Raw genomic sequence first — 14,747 nt, forward strand, 5'->3', positions numbered from 1 at the left:
GGAGGAAATGATGCTCGCTACCAAGCAACCCGTGCTGCGCCGCTTCTGGTACGCAACGATGCCTCTCGACCATCTGAGGGCAGGTCCACAGCCCTTCACCCTGCTGGGGGAGCCGATCGTGCTGTTCCTGGATGCCAATGGCGCGCCGGCCGCGCTCGAGGATCGCTGCTGCCATCGTACCGCCAAGCTGTCGAAAGGCTGGTGCAACAATGGGAATATCGTCTGCGGCTATCACGGCTGGGAGTACGACCGTGACGGCAAGCTGGTCATGGTCCCGCAGTTTCCCTTCGAGCAGCCGATCCCCGATGCCAGGGCGCGCTCGTTCCGGGCCAGCGCACGATATGGTTATGTCTGGGTCGCCCTCGATGAGCCGTTGAGCGGCATTCCCGACATTCCCGAAGAGGGCAAAACGGGCTATCGCCGCATCCATCAGTTTTACGAGAAGTGGGACACGGCGGCGCTCCGCCTGATGGAAAACTCGTTCGACAACGCCCATTTCGCGTTTGTGCACAAGGGGACGTTCGGCGACATCAATCAGCCGAAGCCCGAGAAGTACGAGATCACCGAAACCGAGGATGGTTTCGACGCCGAGACCATCATCACCATCCGCAATCCGCCGAACGCTTTCCGGATCAGCGGAACGACCGATCCAACCACAAGACGTCATCAGCGCAACAAGTGGTTCATGCCGTTCTGCCGCCGCCTCGACATGGAGTATCCGTCCGGCATTCGTCACATCATCTTCAATTGCGCGACGCCGATCTCCGACGGCCAGATCCAGGTCGTGCAGTTGCTTTTCCGCAACGATACCGAAGCCGATTGCTCCACCCAGGAGCTGATCGATTGGGACGCCGCCATCATTGCAGAGGATCGCGAGATGCTCGAATCGACTGATCCTGACGCGATCGTCGACATGAGCCGGAAGCTCGAAATGCACATGCCTTCCGATCGGCCCGGGATGATCATGCGAAAGCGCCTGCTCGCGTTGCTGGACGAGCACAACGAAAAGGAGCAGCCGAGGGAGAGGGTCGCTTGAACCGAGATGAACTTCCGCCGCTGAGATCTGGAAAGCCTACGTTGCTTCGATGGGCAGTTGCGCTTTCCGGGCCGTCCGCCCGGTGCAGCGGTCGCCCGTTCGGTGCAATCATTTGCGATGGGGCCGGTCGCGTTGTGACGGAAGCGAGCGCTTCGATTTTAATCCATCGGCAGTATTGGCCGTACACGGCCTACGACGCTTAGAACTCAGACCGATCGATGCATCTGGGACTTGGAGGGGTTCTGTGAGATACACCGCGGGTGTTGTCCGGTCGGTGCTCGCTGAGGAGTGCCTTCAGGAGATCCGGCTCTGGCCGGGATGCGAGGCTGTGGCGGAGGTCGGGGTACTTGGAGACCCCAGCGGCGGCTTCTCGGTGCATGTCGTGCATTACGGCACCGCAAAGAAGTGGCTCGCCGATCGTGCCATTCGTTGCATCACGCGTGAGAAGCTGCGGTGGTATCACCTCGAAATGGAATAGCCGTTGCGGGCGGCGAAGCCAAGCTGATGATGGGCTCCGGTCCGGCAAGGCTCTGTCGCGACTTCGGCCTGACCGACAGGGCCAGGCCGAAGATGTCTTGGCGCGCCACAGTCTGGAGTTGGTCTAATGTCCGGCCGGAGCCGAATAGCCGCCGGCGTAATACGAGGGCACGGGGCTGCTGATCCTGGGTGGCTGCCAAGCCGCGTAGGCGTCGGCAGGCCGGGACTGCGATTGCTGGGTCGGCACAACATGCGCCTTGCGGTGACGTTCCGCGGCAGTAGCGCCTTGCGAGATCGATCCGAGCAGCAGACCAGCTAGAACGGTGCAGACAACGCGGGTGTTTTTCTTCATTGGGTTCTCCCTTGGGCGTCCGGCCGGAGGAATCGTCGGCCTTGTTTCTGGCAAATAGTGGCGGCGCCGGCGTTGCTTAGCCCGGCTGCAATCACGAAGTGGTGCGCAAAATAATTGGGCGCGACTAAATTTTTGGCAGGGGGTATCGTGCGGCGATGTCGATCAGCCGCACACACAACATGCGAGAAGCACAGCCGATGAAGACGATGATCCTGCTTGTCACGCTGCTGGCCGCTTCCGCCGCGGCCGCAGAGACGCGGACAACGCCCAAGGCAGCCCCAAGGGCCGCAACCGCACCTGCGGACATCTGCGCTCCTATTGGTCGCACCGCGAAAGGCGAACTGGTCTATTCGATGAAATGTCAGGATGTACCGGTAGCCGCAGCGCCGGAGGCCGAGTCAAGAGCTGCTGCGCCGCCACCGGAACCAGAAGTGCAACGGTCTGGATTGTTTGGATGGTCCTACGACCGGCGGAAGCAAGGGGACTAGTGCGTTGCAGTAGGGGTGTGCATTGCACGGGATGATCTCCGGTGCACCGCGCCGCGAACCCATCCATCGAATGAACGAGTGGACGAAGTCATGACGACGTTGATCGGTCTCAACAATGCGAGCCGGAATGATTTTGTCGCGGCTCTTGCCAACGTCTTCGAGCATTCGCCGTGGATTGCCGAGCAGGTCGCGATGGATCGGCCCTATGCCGGCATCGCTCAATTGTTCACGGCGATGAAAGCCGCGGTCGAGCGGGCGCCGGCCGAACTGCAACTGGCCTTGATCAAGGCGCATCCCGATCTCGCCGACAAGACGCAACGTGCGGCAGGCCTCACCGACGACTCCTTTGCCGAGCAGAATGGTGCGGGACTAGACCGCCTGTCGGATGCTGAACACGAAGCGTTTCAGCGTGTCAACAATGCTTACCGCGCCAAGTTCGGCTTTCCCTACATCGTCTGTGTGCGCCGCCACACCAAGGATTCCATTCTGCGCAATTTCGAGCGACGCCTGCCGAATGACATCGCCGTCGAAATTAAGAACTCGGTGGAAGAAATCTTTCGAATCGCGGCACTGCGGCTCGATCAGACCGTAACGGCCGACGACAGGCTTGCCGTTCACGGGCGCCTCTCGACCCACGTGCTGGATACCCATAGTGGCAGGCCAGCCGCCGGGGTCGCCGTCGAGCTGGTCGAACTCTCGGAACTTGGTGTGAGCCGCATCGTGACGCGTGCCTCGACAAACGCCGACGGGCGGACCGATCAGCCCTTGATTGGCGGACGGCCCGTTCCGGCCGGGACATACGAGTTGCGGTTCAACGTCGGCGACTATTTCGCCGGGCGCGGCGTACCCCTGTCCGATCCGCCGTTCCTGGACAGGATACCCTTGCGCTTTTCGGTCAGCGAACCCGAAGGTCACCTCCACGTACCGCTGCTTGTCACACCATGGAGCTACGCGACCTATCGCGGCAGCTAGAAGGTGTCGGGCGAAATGGAAGCCGGTCCACGCAAAGAGCGTTCGTCGAGGCGCGAATCTGACGTCCCGTAACGGCTCTGGGGCGAAGCTGCAAGCGGTGGACGGTTGCCGAAAGGCGCGGCATGCATGGTGAAGATTCCGGCAGCGATCGCCCGCGCCGTGGATGCCGCCCGGTCCAGTGCGCGGCAAGGGCTTGCCGATGGCACGAACGTTGCTCGATACTGGCCATGACCGGCGGCCGGCGCCGCCGCCGTAACGCCATTGCTGGAGACTGTGACGTGCCGCTGATCAAGAACCGATATGGCAAGGGCCGGGTCCGTGTGATGCGGATTCACCGCGATGGAGACCGGCAGGAGGTCAGTCAGCTGAGCATCAAGGCGATGCTTGAAGGCGATTTCGCTCGCACCTTTACCCACGCCGACAACAGGATGACGGTCTCGACCGACACCATCAAGAACATCGTCAACGTGGTGGCGCGCGAGAACACCGGTCTCTGTACCGAGGAGTTCTGCCAGGTGCTGGCGAGGAAATATCTCGACACCTATCCGCAGATTTCATCCGTCGCGATTGCGTCGCACGAGACCAAATGGAGCCGACTGAGTTTTGACGGCAAGCCACATCCACACAGCTTCGTGCTCGACGCCAACGGTCGTCCGACGGTTGAAGTTGCGATGATCCGCGGCGGCGCGCCGTCACTGGTTTCGGGTATCGACGGGTTCGCGTTCATGAAGTCGACCCAATCGGGCTGGGAAAACTACGTCAAGGATCGCTACACTACGATCCCCGAGACTGCGGATCGCATCTGCGCGACCAGCATGGTCGCGTCATGGGCTTGGGCCGCAAAGCCCGAGAGTTATCCGGCCGCGAATTCGCTTATCCTCGCTACGGTGCTGAAGGTCTTCTCGACAACCTACAGCAGGAGCGTGCAGGACAGTCTGTACCGGATGGGCGAGGCGGCATTGGCCGCAGTTCCTGAGATATCCGAGATCAGCATGGCCTGCCCGAACATGCACTTCATCCCGATGAATCTTTCGGCCTTCGGCCTGGACAACAACAACGACGTGTTTCTGCCCACCGATGAGCCTCATGGCCAGATTGAATGTACGGTAGGGCGGCGATAGCCAGGGCCGGTTTTTCGGAAGAGCGCTTCGCACCTTTCCGGATCATGCGTTAGCCGAATTTCTTGAGCAGTTCCGGAAACAGCCGGTCCGGCTTGAAGGGAACGTCGGTAAAGCGGATGCCGGTCGCGTCGGCGATGGCGTTGCCGAGCGCGGCGGCGACGGGATTGTAGGGGCTCTCGCTCATCGATTTAGCGCCCATCGGGCCGATGCTGTCGGAGGTGTCGGCGAAATGGACCTCGGTGCGCGGCACGTCGGCGAAAGAGGGGACGTGATAATCCCGGAATTTCGGATTGATCACGCGGCCTTCGTCGTCGATCAGCAGCTCCTCGTAGAGTGCTGCGCCGAGCGATTGCGCGACGCCGCCCTCGACCTGGCCGCGGCATTGCATCGGGTTGGCGACCCGGCCGGCGTCCGCGGCCTGTACGCTCTTCAGGATTTTGAGCGCGCCGGTGCCCTTGTTCACGGCGACGCGAAACCCTTGCACGTTGAAGGCAACCGAACGCGGCGTGCCCGCCGACGTCCCGCTTGCTTGCAGGGTCTGACCAGCGGCGCGTGCCGATCGTGCAAGCTCGGCATAGGGCAGTCGATGCTGGCCGCAGACAGCGTGACCGGCTTCCAGGATCCAGCTGCCCGGATCACTCCCGGTCATCTGGCCTGCCAGCGCCTTCAGTTCGCGCGCCAGGTTTTCTGCGGCCGCTTGCGTGGCGCTGCCGGCCACGAAAATCCCGGCGCTGCCATAAGCGCCGGTGTCGTGGCCGCCATGAGCGGTGTCGGACTGTCTCAGGCGGATGCGATCGACCGACGTGGCGAGCGCGGTGGCCGCGATCTGGCGGTGGACCGTGCTGGTGCCGTTGCCGAATTCGGCGGTGCCGACGGTTAGCTCAAAGCGCTCGTCGTCGCAAAGCCTGATGCTGCAATCAGCGATGTGGCCGGCAGGCGGCACGGTGTCGATCATGGTCAGTGCGATGCCATTGCCGATCAGCCAGTCGGTGGAGAGCTGCGGGGAGGGGATTTCCTCTGCCATTGCGCGCTCAACCAGATCGAGACACTGGTCGAGACCATATGAACCATATCTCACATCGTGATATTCGGAGCCAGGCGGCGAGAGCATGGGGTCGCCTGGCTTCACCATATTGCGACGGCGCATTTCGTAGGGTGAGATGCCGAGCTGCCTGGCTAATTCGTCAATCGCGGCCTCGACGGCGATCAGCGTCTGGGGCAGTCCATAGCCACGGAAGGCGCCCGCCGGCAACGTGTTGGTATAGCAGGCGATCGCGTCGACCTTCTTGTTGGGACAGTTGTAGACGCTGATGGATTCGCTCACTGCATGGAATAGCACCGGCCCCGCATGATTGCCGTAGGCGCCGGTGTTCGAGAGCACGTCGAGCTGCAGCGCGGTCAGTCTGCCATCCTTGTCTGCCCCGGCCTTCACGGTGACGCGCATCGGATGCCGCGTCGAGGTCGCAACGAACTGCTCCTCGCGCGTGAGTTCGAGCTTGACTGGCCGCCCCGTGCGAAGCGCGGCAAGCGCGAGGATGTCCTCGACCAGCATCTCCTGCTTGCCGCCAAAGCCGCCTCCGACGCGCTCGCAGAACACCCGGACCTTGTCGGGCGGCAACTTGAAAAGGCCGGCCAACGCGCGGCGGGTGAGGAATGGGACCTGCGTGCTGGAGCGAATGTTGAGAATGCCAGAGGCGTCAAGCCACGCCAGTCCGCCATGGGTCTCCAGTGCCGCATGCTGGACGCGCTGGGTGGTGAATGTGCCTTCATAGCTGACGGCCGCCTCTGCCAGTCCGCGCGCGACGTCGCCGAATTCACCATGCGTTTCCGCGACGATGTTGCGCGCGGCGTTGGCGACGCGGTGCATGCTCGTCTTGTCGCCGTGAATCAGCGGGGCGCCGTCGGCGATCGCCGCGGCCGGATCGAACACGGCGGGGAGTATCTCGTAGTCGACCTTGAGGCGGCGGCATGCTTCCTCTGCGGCGGCTTCGCTGTCCGCAACCACGGCGGCGACTTTCTGGCCGACAAAGCGAACGATCGTGTCGAGCACCCTGGTGTCATCTGGATCCATCCAGTCGCGCTCGTGTCGGGCGGTCGAGAACAGGCCGTCAGGCGCATCTTCATGCGTCAGCACCGCGTGGGCGCCAGCGACCCTCAAGGCGTCCGTCTTGTCGATCCCGATGATTCGTGCGTGGGCGTGAGGAGAACGCAGGAGCTTGATGTGCCGCAGGCCGTCGATCGTCGTATCGAAGGTGTAGGGCGCGGCACCGCGTACGATGAGGGGACCCGCGGGCGCCGGCAGGCTGCGGCCGAAGGCGGTACCGGTCGTCGCGTCCTCGATATTGATCCTGCCGTCGAGCGCATCCTGGATCGCACGATAGCCGGTACAGCGGCAGATATTGCCCTTCAGCGCGGCATCCAGGTCCTGCCTTTGCGCCTGGTTCAGCGAAGCGCAGGTCAGGATCATGCCGGCGGTGCAGAAGCCGCATTGGAATCCTTGCGCATCGAGAAACGCGCGCTGGAGCGGATGCGTTCCGTTCACGCCGGCGAAGCCCTCGATGGTGGTCACCGCGTGACCGTCGGCGCGGAATGCCGGGATCAGGCAGCTGTGGACCGGGTCGCCGTCGAGCAGCACGGTACAGGCGCCGCAGTCCCCGGCATCGCAGCCCTTCTTGACGCCGAGATGACCGAGCTCACGCAGGAATGTGCGCAGGCATTGCCCGGGACGCGGCGGATTCGAGAACGTCTTGCCGTTGACCTCGAACGTCATGGGCGTGCCTGCAATTCGTCGCGAATCTCTTCGGCAAGCCGCAGCGTCATGTGCTTGCGCCACAGCGGTCTGCCATGGACGTCGGCGTGGTAAAAGCCGTCCGCAATGCGACGCAGGATCGTGTCGCGCAGTTCGTCGGCACGAGGAATGGCAGCAAACGACATTTGTACGGGCCGGATCGTCGCGGCGGTGACGGTCAGCGTGAAGGCGCCGTCATGCGCGACAGTGCCGATCAGAACTGCGGCAGAGCGGCCGACCGGCGTCAGCGAAATCTGGCGGAAGGCCGAACGCCGCTTCAGGGCGGCGATCGGGATATCGATCTGCCGCAGCAGGTCGCCGGGCGCGAGCACGTTTGCATGATCGCCGGTCACGAAGTCGATGACCGGGATGGTTCGCTCTCCGCCGCGGGCTGCCCAGATCGTGCAAACGCCATCCAGTGCCGAGGTCAGCGAAATCATCGGTCCGGCCGGAAGCGACATGCAGATGTTGCCGCCGAAGGTTGCGGTCTTCCAGATCTTGAACGAGGCGAGAAAGGCACGGCAGCACTGGTTGATCAGCGGTGCGGCCATCCAGTCCGGCGGGCAGGCCAGGACATCGAGCTGCGCGACCGTGCAGGTCGCCGCAATGGTGAGGTGTGTGTCGCCGATCGTGAGCGCCGGCCAGTTCAGGTCGGTGAGATCGATCAGGCGGGTGAGATGCACCTGGGGTTCGGAGAACAGCCAGGTGCCGCCCGCGAGCCAGGCATCACCTGCCGTCCAAACGGGCAGTTGCGTCCGCGACAGCGGATGGACGACCTCGGTAACGGTGTTCAAGTCCATGGATGCGTCAACGCTTTCAACATGAGACATCATTGACTAAGAAGTCTTGCAAGAGCAACGCCAAGTGTCGCGGGACCCGGGACGTCCCTGCAGGCGAGCGGCGGGCGGTCGCCGGGAGACGAAAATGACGGATCAAATGCAGCCGATCTGGATCAAGGATCCCCTCGCGGTTCTGGCTGACGGAGCCGAACGCGGCGTTGTCGTCCAGGGCGGCAAGGTCGTCGAATGCGTGGGGCGCGGGCAGGAGCCGTCGACTGCGAATGTCGCGGTCTACGACGCGGGCAACCATGTCGTGCTGCCCGGCCTGATCAACACTCACCATCATTTCTACCAGACGCTGACAAGGGCGTTGCCTGCTGCGATGGATCGCGAGCTGTTTCCCTGGCTGCACGCGCTCTATCCGGTGTGGGCGCAACTGACCCCGCAATCGCTCGAGCTCGGCGTCAGCGTCGCGATATCCGAGCTGCTGTTGTCGGGTTGTACCACGACCACCGATCATCACTACGTGTTTCCGGCCGGCCTCGAGGAGGCGATCGATATCGAGGTCGCGGTGGCGAGGCGGCTGGGTATCCGTGTGCTGCTCACGCGCGGCTCCATGAACCTGTCGCAGCGCGACGGCGGATTGCCGCCGGACAGTGTGGTGCAGGACGAAGATGCGATCCTTGCCGACAGCGAGCGGCTGGTGTCGAAGCATCACGAGCGCGGCGAGGAGGCGATGGTGCAGATCGCGCTGGCGCCGTGCTCGCCGTTCTCGGTAACGACGTCGCTGATGCGCGCGACCGCCGATCTCGCCGGCAAGCTCGACGTCCGGCTACACACGCATCTTGCCGAGACCGAGGACGAGAACAGGTTTTGCCAGCAGACGTATGGTTGTCGTCCGCTCGATTACCTCGAGCAATGCGGCTGGTTGAATGCCCGGAGCTGGCTGGCCCACGGCATCTTCTTCGACGCTGTGGAGATGAGGCGGCTGGCTGCGGCCGGAACCAGCGTCAGCCATTGTGCCTGCAGCAACCAGATCCTGGCCTCAGGTTGCTGTCCTGTCTGCGAGATGGAGGAGGCCGGGGTGGCGATCGGCCTCGGCGTTGACGGCTCGGCGTCGAACGACGGGTCGAACCTGATGCAGGAGGTCCGCGCCGCATTCCTGCTGCAACGCGCCCGCTACGGCGTCGCGAAGGTCAGCCACAGGGATGCATTGCGATGGGCGACGAAGGGCTCGGCCGCCTGCGTCGGTCGCCCCGAACTCGGCGAGATCGCGATCGGCAAGGCGGCTGACCTTGCGCTGTTCAAGCTTGATGAGCTGCGCTTTTCCGGTTCCTGCGACCCGCTCGCCGCGCTCGTGCTCTGCGGTGCGCACCGTGCCGATCGTGTGATGGTCGGCGGCAGATGGGTCGTGATTGATGGAGCGATTCCCGGGCTCGATGTCGGGGACCTGATCCGCCGCCACAGCGCTGCCGCGCTTGCGATGCGTGCAGGATAGAGTCAAGGCAATGGCCCGGGCTATATCGCCCGGGCCCTGTTTTCGCCGGTCGCAGCCTTACTTCCCGGGGATCTTGTCGTCGATCCCCTTGACGTAGAAGTTCATGCCGAGGATCTGGCCATCCTGGAGATGATCGCCGCCCTTGCATTCGACTTCCTTGCCGTCCTGCGCGACGACGGGACACTTGAATGGATGCAACTTGCCGGCGGTGATGGCCGCTTGGGTGTCCTCCGCCATCTTCTTCACGTCGTCAGGCATGTTGGTGTAGGGAGCCATCTCGAACATCTTGGTATCAAGGCCTCCCCAGGTGTCCTCGGACTTCCAGGTGCCGGCGAGTTCAGCCTTGACGCGCTCGATGTAGTAGGGCGCCCAGGTGTCGAGGATCGAGGTGAGCTGCGCCTTGGGACCAAATTTGATCATTTCGGAGTCCTGGCCGAACGCGAGCTTGCCGCGTTCGCCCGCCACCTGCATTGCTGCCGGGCTGTCAGTGTGCTGCATGATCATATCGGCGCCCTGGTCGAGCAGTGCTTTGGCCGCGTCAGCTTCCTTGCCCGGATCGAACCAGGAGTTCACCCAGATAATCTTGACCTTGATGTTCGGGTTGACCGTCTGGGCGCCCAGCATCGTCGCGTTGATGCCCGACACGACTTCCGGAATCGGGAACGAGCCGATGTAGCCGAGCACGCCGGCCTTCGACATCTTGGCCGCGATCTGACCCTGAATGTAGCGGCCCTGGTACCACCGCGCCGAATAGGTCGACATGTTCTTGTCGCGCTTGTATCCGGAGCAATGCTCGAAATGGACGTTGGGATACTTCTTCGCGACCTTCAGCGTCGGATCCATGTAGCCGAACGAGGTGGTGAAGATCAGCTTGTTGCCGGCGCGCACGAGCTGCTCGATCGCGCGTTCAGCGTCCGGTCCTTCCGGAACGTTCTCGAGGAACGTGGTTTCGATCTTGTCGCCCAGCTCCTTCACAAGAGCTTGCCGCGCCAGTTCGTGCTGATAGGTCCAGCCGAGGTCGCCGACCGGTCCGAGATAGATAAAGCCGACCTTCAGCTTGTCGGCGGCCCAAGCGCCGCCGTTGATGCATCCGGCCATGAGAAGCGCTGCGGCCGCGAATAATGCTCTCTTCATCTCAATCTCCAAACGGGGAAACCATAGTCCGGAACGTGGGCGCCCCATCGCGGCACGTACCGACATCGAGTTAGCGGTCCGGCACGAATACGGTTCCGAGCGCAGCGGGCGCCGTCGAGCCGCCGGTGCGTGCGCGAGAGAGCAGAACCAGGACGATGATGGTCGCGAGATAGGGCAGCGACGACATGAACTGCGACGGAATTCCGATGCCGGCACCTTGCGCGTGCAGCTGAAGAATGGTGACGGCGCCAAACAGGTAGGCTCCGACGACCAGCCGGGCCGGCCGCCAGCTGGCGAACACTGTCAGCGCCAGCGCGATCCACCCGCGTCCCGCCGTCATCCCGGGAATGAAGAAGGGCGTGTAGGCGAGCGGCAGATAGGCTCCGGCAAGCCCGGCGCATGCGCCTCCGAACATGACCGCGTAGAGCCGGATCCGCAGCACCGGATAACCCAGCGCATGGGCGGAGACGTGGTTGTCGCCGCAGGCGCGCAGGATCAACCCGGCCCGGGTCCGGTACAGGAACCACCAGACGCCGACCACCAGGGCGATCGAAAGATAGACAAAGGCGTCCTCTCCGAACAGGATTCGTCCCGCGAGCGGAATGTCGGTGAGGCCGGGGATGTAGAGATGCGGCGCAGGCGTGATGCGTTCGCCAACGAAGCCGGCGCCGATCAGGCCGGACAATCCGATTCCGAGGATGGTCAGCGCAAGGCCCGTCGCGACCTGATTGACTGCGAGCCCGAGCGCCATCAGGGCAAAGATCAATGACATCAGGATGCCGGCGACGACCCCGCAGAATGCGCCGAAGATGATCGAACCGGACAGCCAGGCGGCGCCGAAGCCGCAGGCGGCGCCGACGATCATCATGCCTTCGACGCCGAGGTTGAGCACGCCCGAGCGCTCGGTCACGAGTTCGCCGGTGGCCGCGAGCAACAGCGGCGTGGAGGCCGCCAGCACCGACAGGATGATCGCCTCAACGAGCTGCACTTTGCACCTTTGGTGATGTGGAAATGAGCCGAAAGCGGTAGAGGATCAGGGAATCGCAGGCGAGCACGTAGAACAGCAGGATGCCCTGAAACACCTTGGTGACGTCCAACGGGATTTTCATCGCGATCTGGGCCTGCTCGCCGCCGATAAAGGTCAATGCGAGGAAAAGTCCTGCAATTAGTATTCCAATTGGATTCAGTCGGCCGAGGAAGGCGACGATGATCGCGGTAAAGCCGTAGCCTGGCGAAATGCCGGGCTGCAGGTGGCCGACCGGGCCGGCCACCTCGATGATGCCGGCGAGTCCGGCCAGTGCGCCGGAGATTGCAAAGGTCAGCAGCACCAGCTGGTTGGCGTTGAACCCGCCGAACCGCGCGGCTCGCGGTGCGGCGCCGACGACGCGGATCTCGAAGCCCTTGATGGTCCTGCCGAGCAGCACCGCGCCGGCGGCCACGACGAGCAGTGCGATGATCGAGCCGAGATGCAGCCGGCCGCCTTCGATCAGCGTCGGCACGGTCGCCACCGGATCGAACTCGGCCGTGGTCGGGAAGTTGAAGCCTTGCGGGTCGCGCCACGGTCCGCGCACGAGATAGTCGAGTAGGAGATCGGCGACGTAGACCAGCATCAGCGACGTCAGGATTTCGCTGGCACCGAACCGTACCTTGCAGATCGCGGGAATTAGCGCGTAGAGCGCGCCCGCGATCGCACCGAGCGCGAGCATCGCCGGCAATACCCAGTGGCCGGCATCGGTGCCCTGGGTCTTCACCGCCAGCCAGCTTCCGGCGACCGCGCCGATCAGGAACTGGCCCTCGGCGCCGATATTCCAGGCGTTGGCGAGGTAGCACAACGACAGGCCAATCGCGATCATGACCAGCGGCGTTGCCTTGACCGCGATTTCCTGCAGGGAGTAGCCGTCGGTGAGAGGATCGATGAAGTAGACGGCGAGCGCGGAAATCGGGTTCTTGCCGAGTATCGCGAACAGAATGCACAAGGTGACGATGGTCAGCCCGATCGCGATCAGCGGCGAGATCAGTGCGATTATGGTCGAGCGCTCGGCCCGCTTCTCAAGCACGAGCCGCATGGGGTGCCTCCGGCGCTTCAATGCTGCTGCCGCCCATCAACAGGCCCAGTCGTTCACGGCTGGTCTCCGCGGTCGGCACCGGGGCCGACAGGCGGCCATGGAACATGACCGCGATCCGGTCGGCGATCTCGGCGAGCTCGTCGAGGTCCTGGCTCGTGACCAGCACGGCAGCGCCCCGCGTGGCGAGATCAAGCAGCGCCTGCCGGATCACGGCGGCCGCGCCGGCATCGACGCCCCAGGTGGGCTGGTTGACGACGAGCACCACCGGATCGCGCAGGATTTCGCGACCGACGATGAATTTCTGCAGGTTGCCGCCCGACAGGCTCGCCGCTTCCGGATCGCGCTTGGCCTTGCGCACGTCGAAAGTCTCGGTCGTGCGGTCGACGGTCTTCAAGGTCGCGGCGGTGTTCACGAAGCCATGAAGCACCATGTTGCCGATGGCGTGGCCGGTGAGGAGGGCATTTTCCGAGAGCCGCATGCGCGGCGCCGTTCCGTGACCGAGCCGTTCCTCCGGGATGAAGGCCGCGCCCAGCTTGCGGCGCCTGGTGATCGACAGGTGTCCCGCCGCCTGTCCGTCGATCACGATCGTGCCGGGGTCTTTCGCCGGCCGCTCGCCGGAAAGGGCGGCGAACAACTCGTCCTGCCCGTTACCGGCGACACCGGCGATGCCTAGAATTTCACCACCGCGGAGCTCGAACGAGATATGCTCGAGCCGTACGCCGTGCGGATCGTCGGGCGCGAGGCTGAGATCGTTGACCAGCAGACGGGGCACGGTGATCTGGCGGCTCGCCGCTGCCTTCACTTCCATGATCTCGCCGCCGACCATCATGCGCGCTAGCGATGCCGCGGTTTCGGCCTTGGGATTGCAGGTTTCAACCTTGCGCCCGCCGCGCAGGATCGTTGCGGTGTCGCAGAGCCGCTTCACCTCTTCCAGCTTGTGGCTGATGTAGAGAATCGCGCGGCCTTCGGCCCTGAGGCGATCGAGTACGACGAAGAGCTGGTCGGCCTCCTGTGGTGTCAGCACGGCGGTTGGCTCGTCGAGGATCAGAAATTGCGGATCCTGCATCAGCGCGCGCACGATCTCGATGCGTTGCCGTTCGCCGACCGAGAGTTGCCAGACCTCGCGCCTCGGATCGAGCGGCAGACCGTATGTTCGGGACACCTGCTCGAGGCGCGCCGACATATCCTTGAACGGCTCCTTGCCGTCGAGGCCGAGCGCAACGTTCTCGGCGACCGTCAGATTGTCGAACAGCGAGAAATGCTGGAACACCATGCCGATGCCGTGTGCGCGCGCATCCGATGGTCCGGACAGCACGATCGTTCTGCCCTGCCAGCGGATATTGCCCTCGCTCGGCTGGATCAGGCCGTAGATCATCTTGACCAGAGTGGATTTTCCGGCGCCGTTCTCGCCGAGCAATGCATGGATCTCTTGCGGCCGAATATCGAGATCGATCTTGTCGTTGGCGAGAAACGAACCGTAGCGCTTGGTGAGGCCGATCGTCTGCAGAAGCGGCGTCGCATCTGTGTGCTGCGCGGCAGATGTCGTTGCTAGCATCCCGGGATATCGCATGCGTGAGGAGAGCAGGCCGCAATAGTGGGCCAGTTTTGACGCACGCGTAAGTAGGGAAAATGCGCCACTGCCTGCTCAAGCATTCGGCAAAACTGAGCCATTTCCGCAAATCTACGGAGTCTTCGGCCTCGCCCACCCAGGAGAGAAATGTTGCAAAAATGCGACTGTCGACCCAATTCGAATTGGGGGCAGTCAACGATGACGCGAAGTTGAGCAGGGCGTCATTGCGCGCTTCCGACGGACTTTGCGCCCGCATGCCACGCTTTCCGCGGTGCGCGGAAATGTCGCGATAATCAAGCAATGATGGGCACAATATGAAATTTCCGGGTGCGATTGACAGCAGATCCGGCGGCCATCAACCCGCCTAAAATCCGTCAGGCTGCGCCGATCTCGCGGAAGCTGTTGATCAAACACGCGTCAGCACGTGGAAAAACTTCAGGCTTCCCGTTCGCCCCGAAGCTGCGCA

Annotated in this window: 14 protein-coding genes; 6 read left to right on the forward strand and 8 right to left on the reverse strand. The window is 63.3% G+C overall.

The window, feature by feature from the left end:
* Positions 1 to 10: 10 nt before the first annotated feature.
* Together ACVISU_RS33340 and ACVISU_RS33345 are read left to right on the forward strand one after the other, a co-directional pair.
* Positions 11 to 1,036 (forward strand): aromatic ring-hydroxylating dioxygenase subunit alpha, encoded by a 1,026-nt coding sequence (locus ACVISU_RS33340; protein WP_456709763.1) that lies wholly within the window; start codon positions 11 to 13, stop codon positions 1,034 to 1,036.
* Positions 1,037 to 1,280: 244 nt separating this feature from the next.
* The gene (locus ACVISU_RS33345) at positions 1,281 to 1,514 is read left to right on the forward strand and encodes a hypothetical protein (RefSeq protein WP_456709764.1); all 234 of its coding nucleotides are present in this window, start codon (positions 1,281 to 1,283) and stop codon (positions 1,512 to 1,514) included.
* Between the two features lie 123 nt (positions 1,515 to 1,637).
* Here ACVISU_RS33345 and ACVISU_RS33350 read toward each other — a convergent pair whose 3' ends face one another.
* Both ACVISU_RS33350 and ACVISU_RS33355 read right to left on the reverse strand, forming a co-directional pair.
* A complete protein-coding gene (locus ACVISU_RS33350; RefSeq protein WP_157113421.1) occupies positions 1,638 to 1,865 on the reverse strand; it encodes a hypothetical protein in 228 nt (75 codons plus the stop codon).
* A 124-nt stretch (positions 1,866 to 1,989) separates the two neighbouring features.
* Positions 1,990 to 2,172 carry a hypothetical protein gene (locus ACVISU_RS33355; protein WP_050405181.1) on the reverse strand — a complete coding sequence of 61 codons (183 nt, stop codon included), beginning with the start codon at positions 2,170 to 2,172 and terminating at the stop codon, positions 1,990 to 1,992.
* Here ACVISU_RS33355 and ACVISU_RS33360 point away from each other — a divergent pair.
* The 3 genes from ACVISU_RS33360 (at position 2,093) to pucL (ending at position 4,446) form a co-directional block, all read left to right on the forward strand.
* Positions 2,093 to 2,353: a hypothetical protein gene (locus ACVISU_RS33360; protein ID WP_244522022.1), complete on the forward strand. Its 261-nt coding sequence runs from the start codon at positions 2,093 to 2,095 to the stop codon at positions 2,351 to 2,353. The two genes, ACVISU_RS33355 and ACVISU_RS33360, sit on opposite strands and share 80 nt — an antisense overlap.
* Before the next feature lie 90 nt (positions 2,354 to 2,443).
* On the forward strand, positions 2,444 to 3,325 hold the full coding sequence (uraD, locus tag ACVISU_RS33365; protein ID WP_456709765.1) for a 2-oxo-4-hydroxy-4-carboxy-5-ureidoimidazoline decarboxylase: 882 nt from the start codon (positions 2,444 to 2,446) through the stop codon (positions 3,323 to 3,325).
* A gap of 227 nt (positions 3,326 to 3,552) precedes the next feature.
* Entirely contained in the window at positions 3,553 to 4,446 is an 894-nt protein-coding gene (gene pucL, locus ACVISU_RS33370) for a factor-independent urate hydroxylase (protein WP_456709766.1), read from the forward strand.
* A gap of 49 nt (positions 4,447 to 4,495) precedes the next feature.
* Here pucL and ACVISU_RS33375 read toward each other — a convergent pair whose 3' ends face one another.
* Both ACVISU_RS33375 and ACVISU_RS33380 read right to left on the reverse strand, forming a co-directional pair.
* Positions 4,496 to 7,216 (reverse strand): molybdopterin-dependent oxidoreductase, encoded by a 2,721-nt coding sequence (locus ACVISU_RS33375; protein WP_456709767.1) that lies wholly within the window; start codon positions 7,214 to 7,216, stop codon positions 4,496 to 4,498.
* Positions 7,213 to 8,034: an FAD binding domain-containing protein gene (locus ACVISU_RS33380; RefSeq protein ID WP_456709768.1), complete on the reverse strand. Its 822-nt coding sequence runs from the start codon at positions 8,032 to 8,034 to the stop codon at positions 7,213 to 7,215. Before ACVISU_RS33380 ends, ACVISU_RS33375 begins: the two co-directional genes overlap by 4 nt.
* 124 nt (positions 8,035 to 8,158) lie before the next feature.
* Here ACVISU_RS33380 and ACVISU_RS33385 point away from each other — a divergent pair, with 124 nt between their 5' ends.
* Positions 8,159 to 9,511 (forward strand): 8-oxoguanine deaminase, encoded by a 1,353-nt coding sequence (locus tag ACVISU_RS33385; protein WP_456709769.1) that lies wholly within the window; start codon positions 8,159 to 8,161, stop codon positions 9,509 to 9,511.
* A gap of 57 nt (positions 9,512 to 9,568) precedes the next feature.
* Here ACVISU_RS33385 and ACVISU_RS33390 read toward each other — a convergent pair whose 3' ends face one another.
* The 4 genes from ACVISU_RS33390 to ACVISU_RS33405 all read right to left on the reverse strand — a co-directional run bounded on the left by ACVISU_RS33390 (position 9,569) and on the right by ACVISU_RS33405 (position 14,266).
* Positions 9,569 to 10,645, reverse strand: a complete 1,077-nt coding sequence (locus ACVISU_RS33390; RefSeq protein WP_456709770.1) for a BMP family ABC transporter substrate-binding protein — start codon at positions 10,643 to 10,645, stop codon at positions 9,569 to 9,571.
* A gap of 70 nt (positions 10,646 to 10,715) precedes the next feature.
* Positions 10,716 to 11,633: an ABC transporter permease gene (locus tag ACVISU_RS33395; RefSeq protein ID WP_456709771.1), complete on the reverse strand. Its 918-nt coding sequence runs from the start codon at positions 11,631 to 11,633 to the stop codon at positions 10,716 to 10,718.
* Positions 11,620 to 12,711, reverse strand: a complete 1,092-nt coding sequence (locus ACVISU_RS33400) for an ABC transporter permease (RefSeq protein ID WP_456709772.1) — start codon at positions 12,709 to 12,711, stop codon at positions 11,620 to 11,622. Before ACVISU_RS33400 ends, ACVISU_RS33395 begins: the two co-directional genes overlap by 14 nt.
* Complete coding sequence (locus tag ACVISU_RS33405; RefSeq protein ID WP_456709773.1) at positions 12,695 to 14,266, reverse strand: ABC transporter ATP-binding protein; 1,572 nt, start codon at positions 14,264 to 14,266, stop codon at positions 12,695 to 12,697. Before ACVISU_RS33405 ends, ACVISU_RS33400 begins: the two co-directional genes overlap by 17 nt.
* Positions 14,267 to 14,747: the final 481 nt, after the last annotated feature.

It is taken from the genome of Bradyrhizobium sp. USDA 4452 (assembly GCF_054063575.1).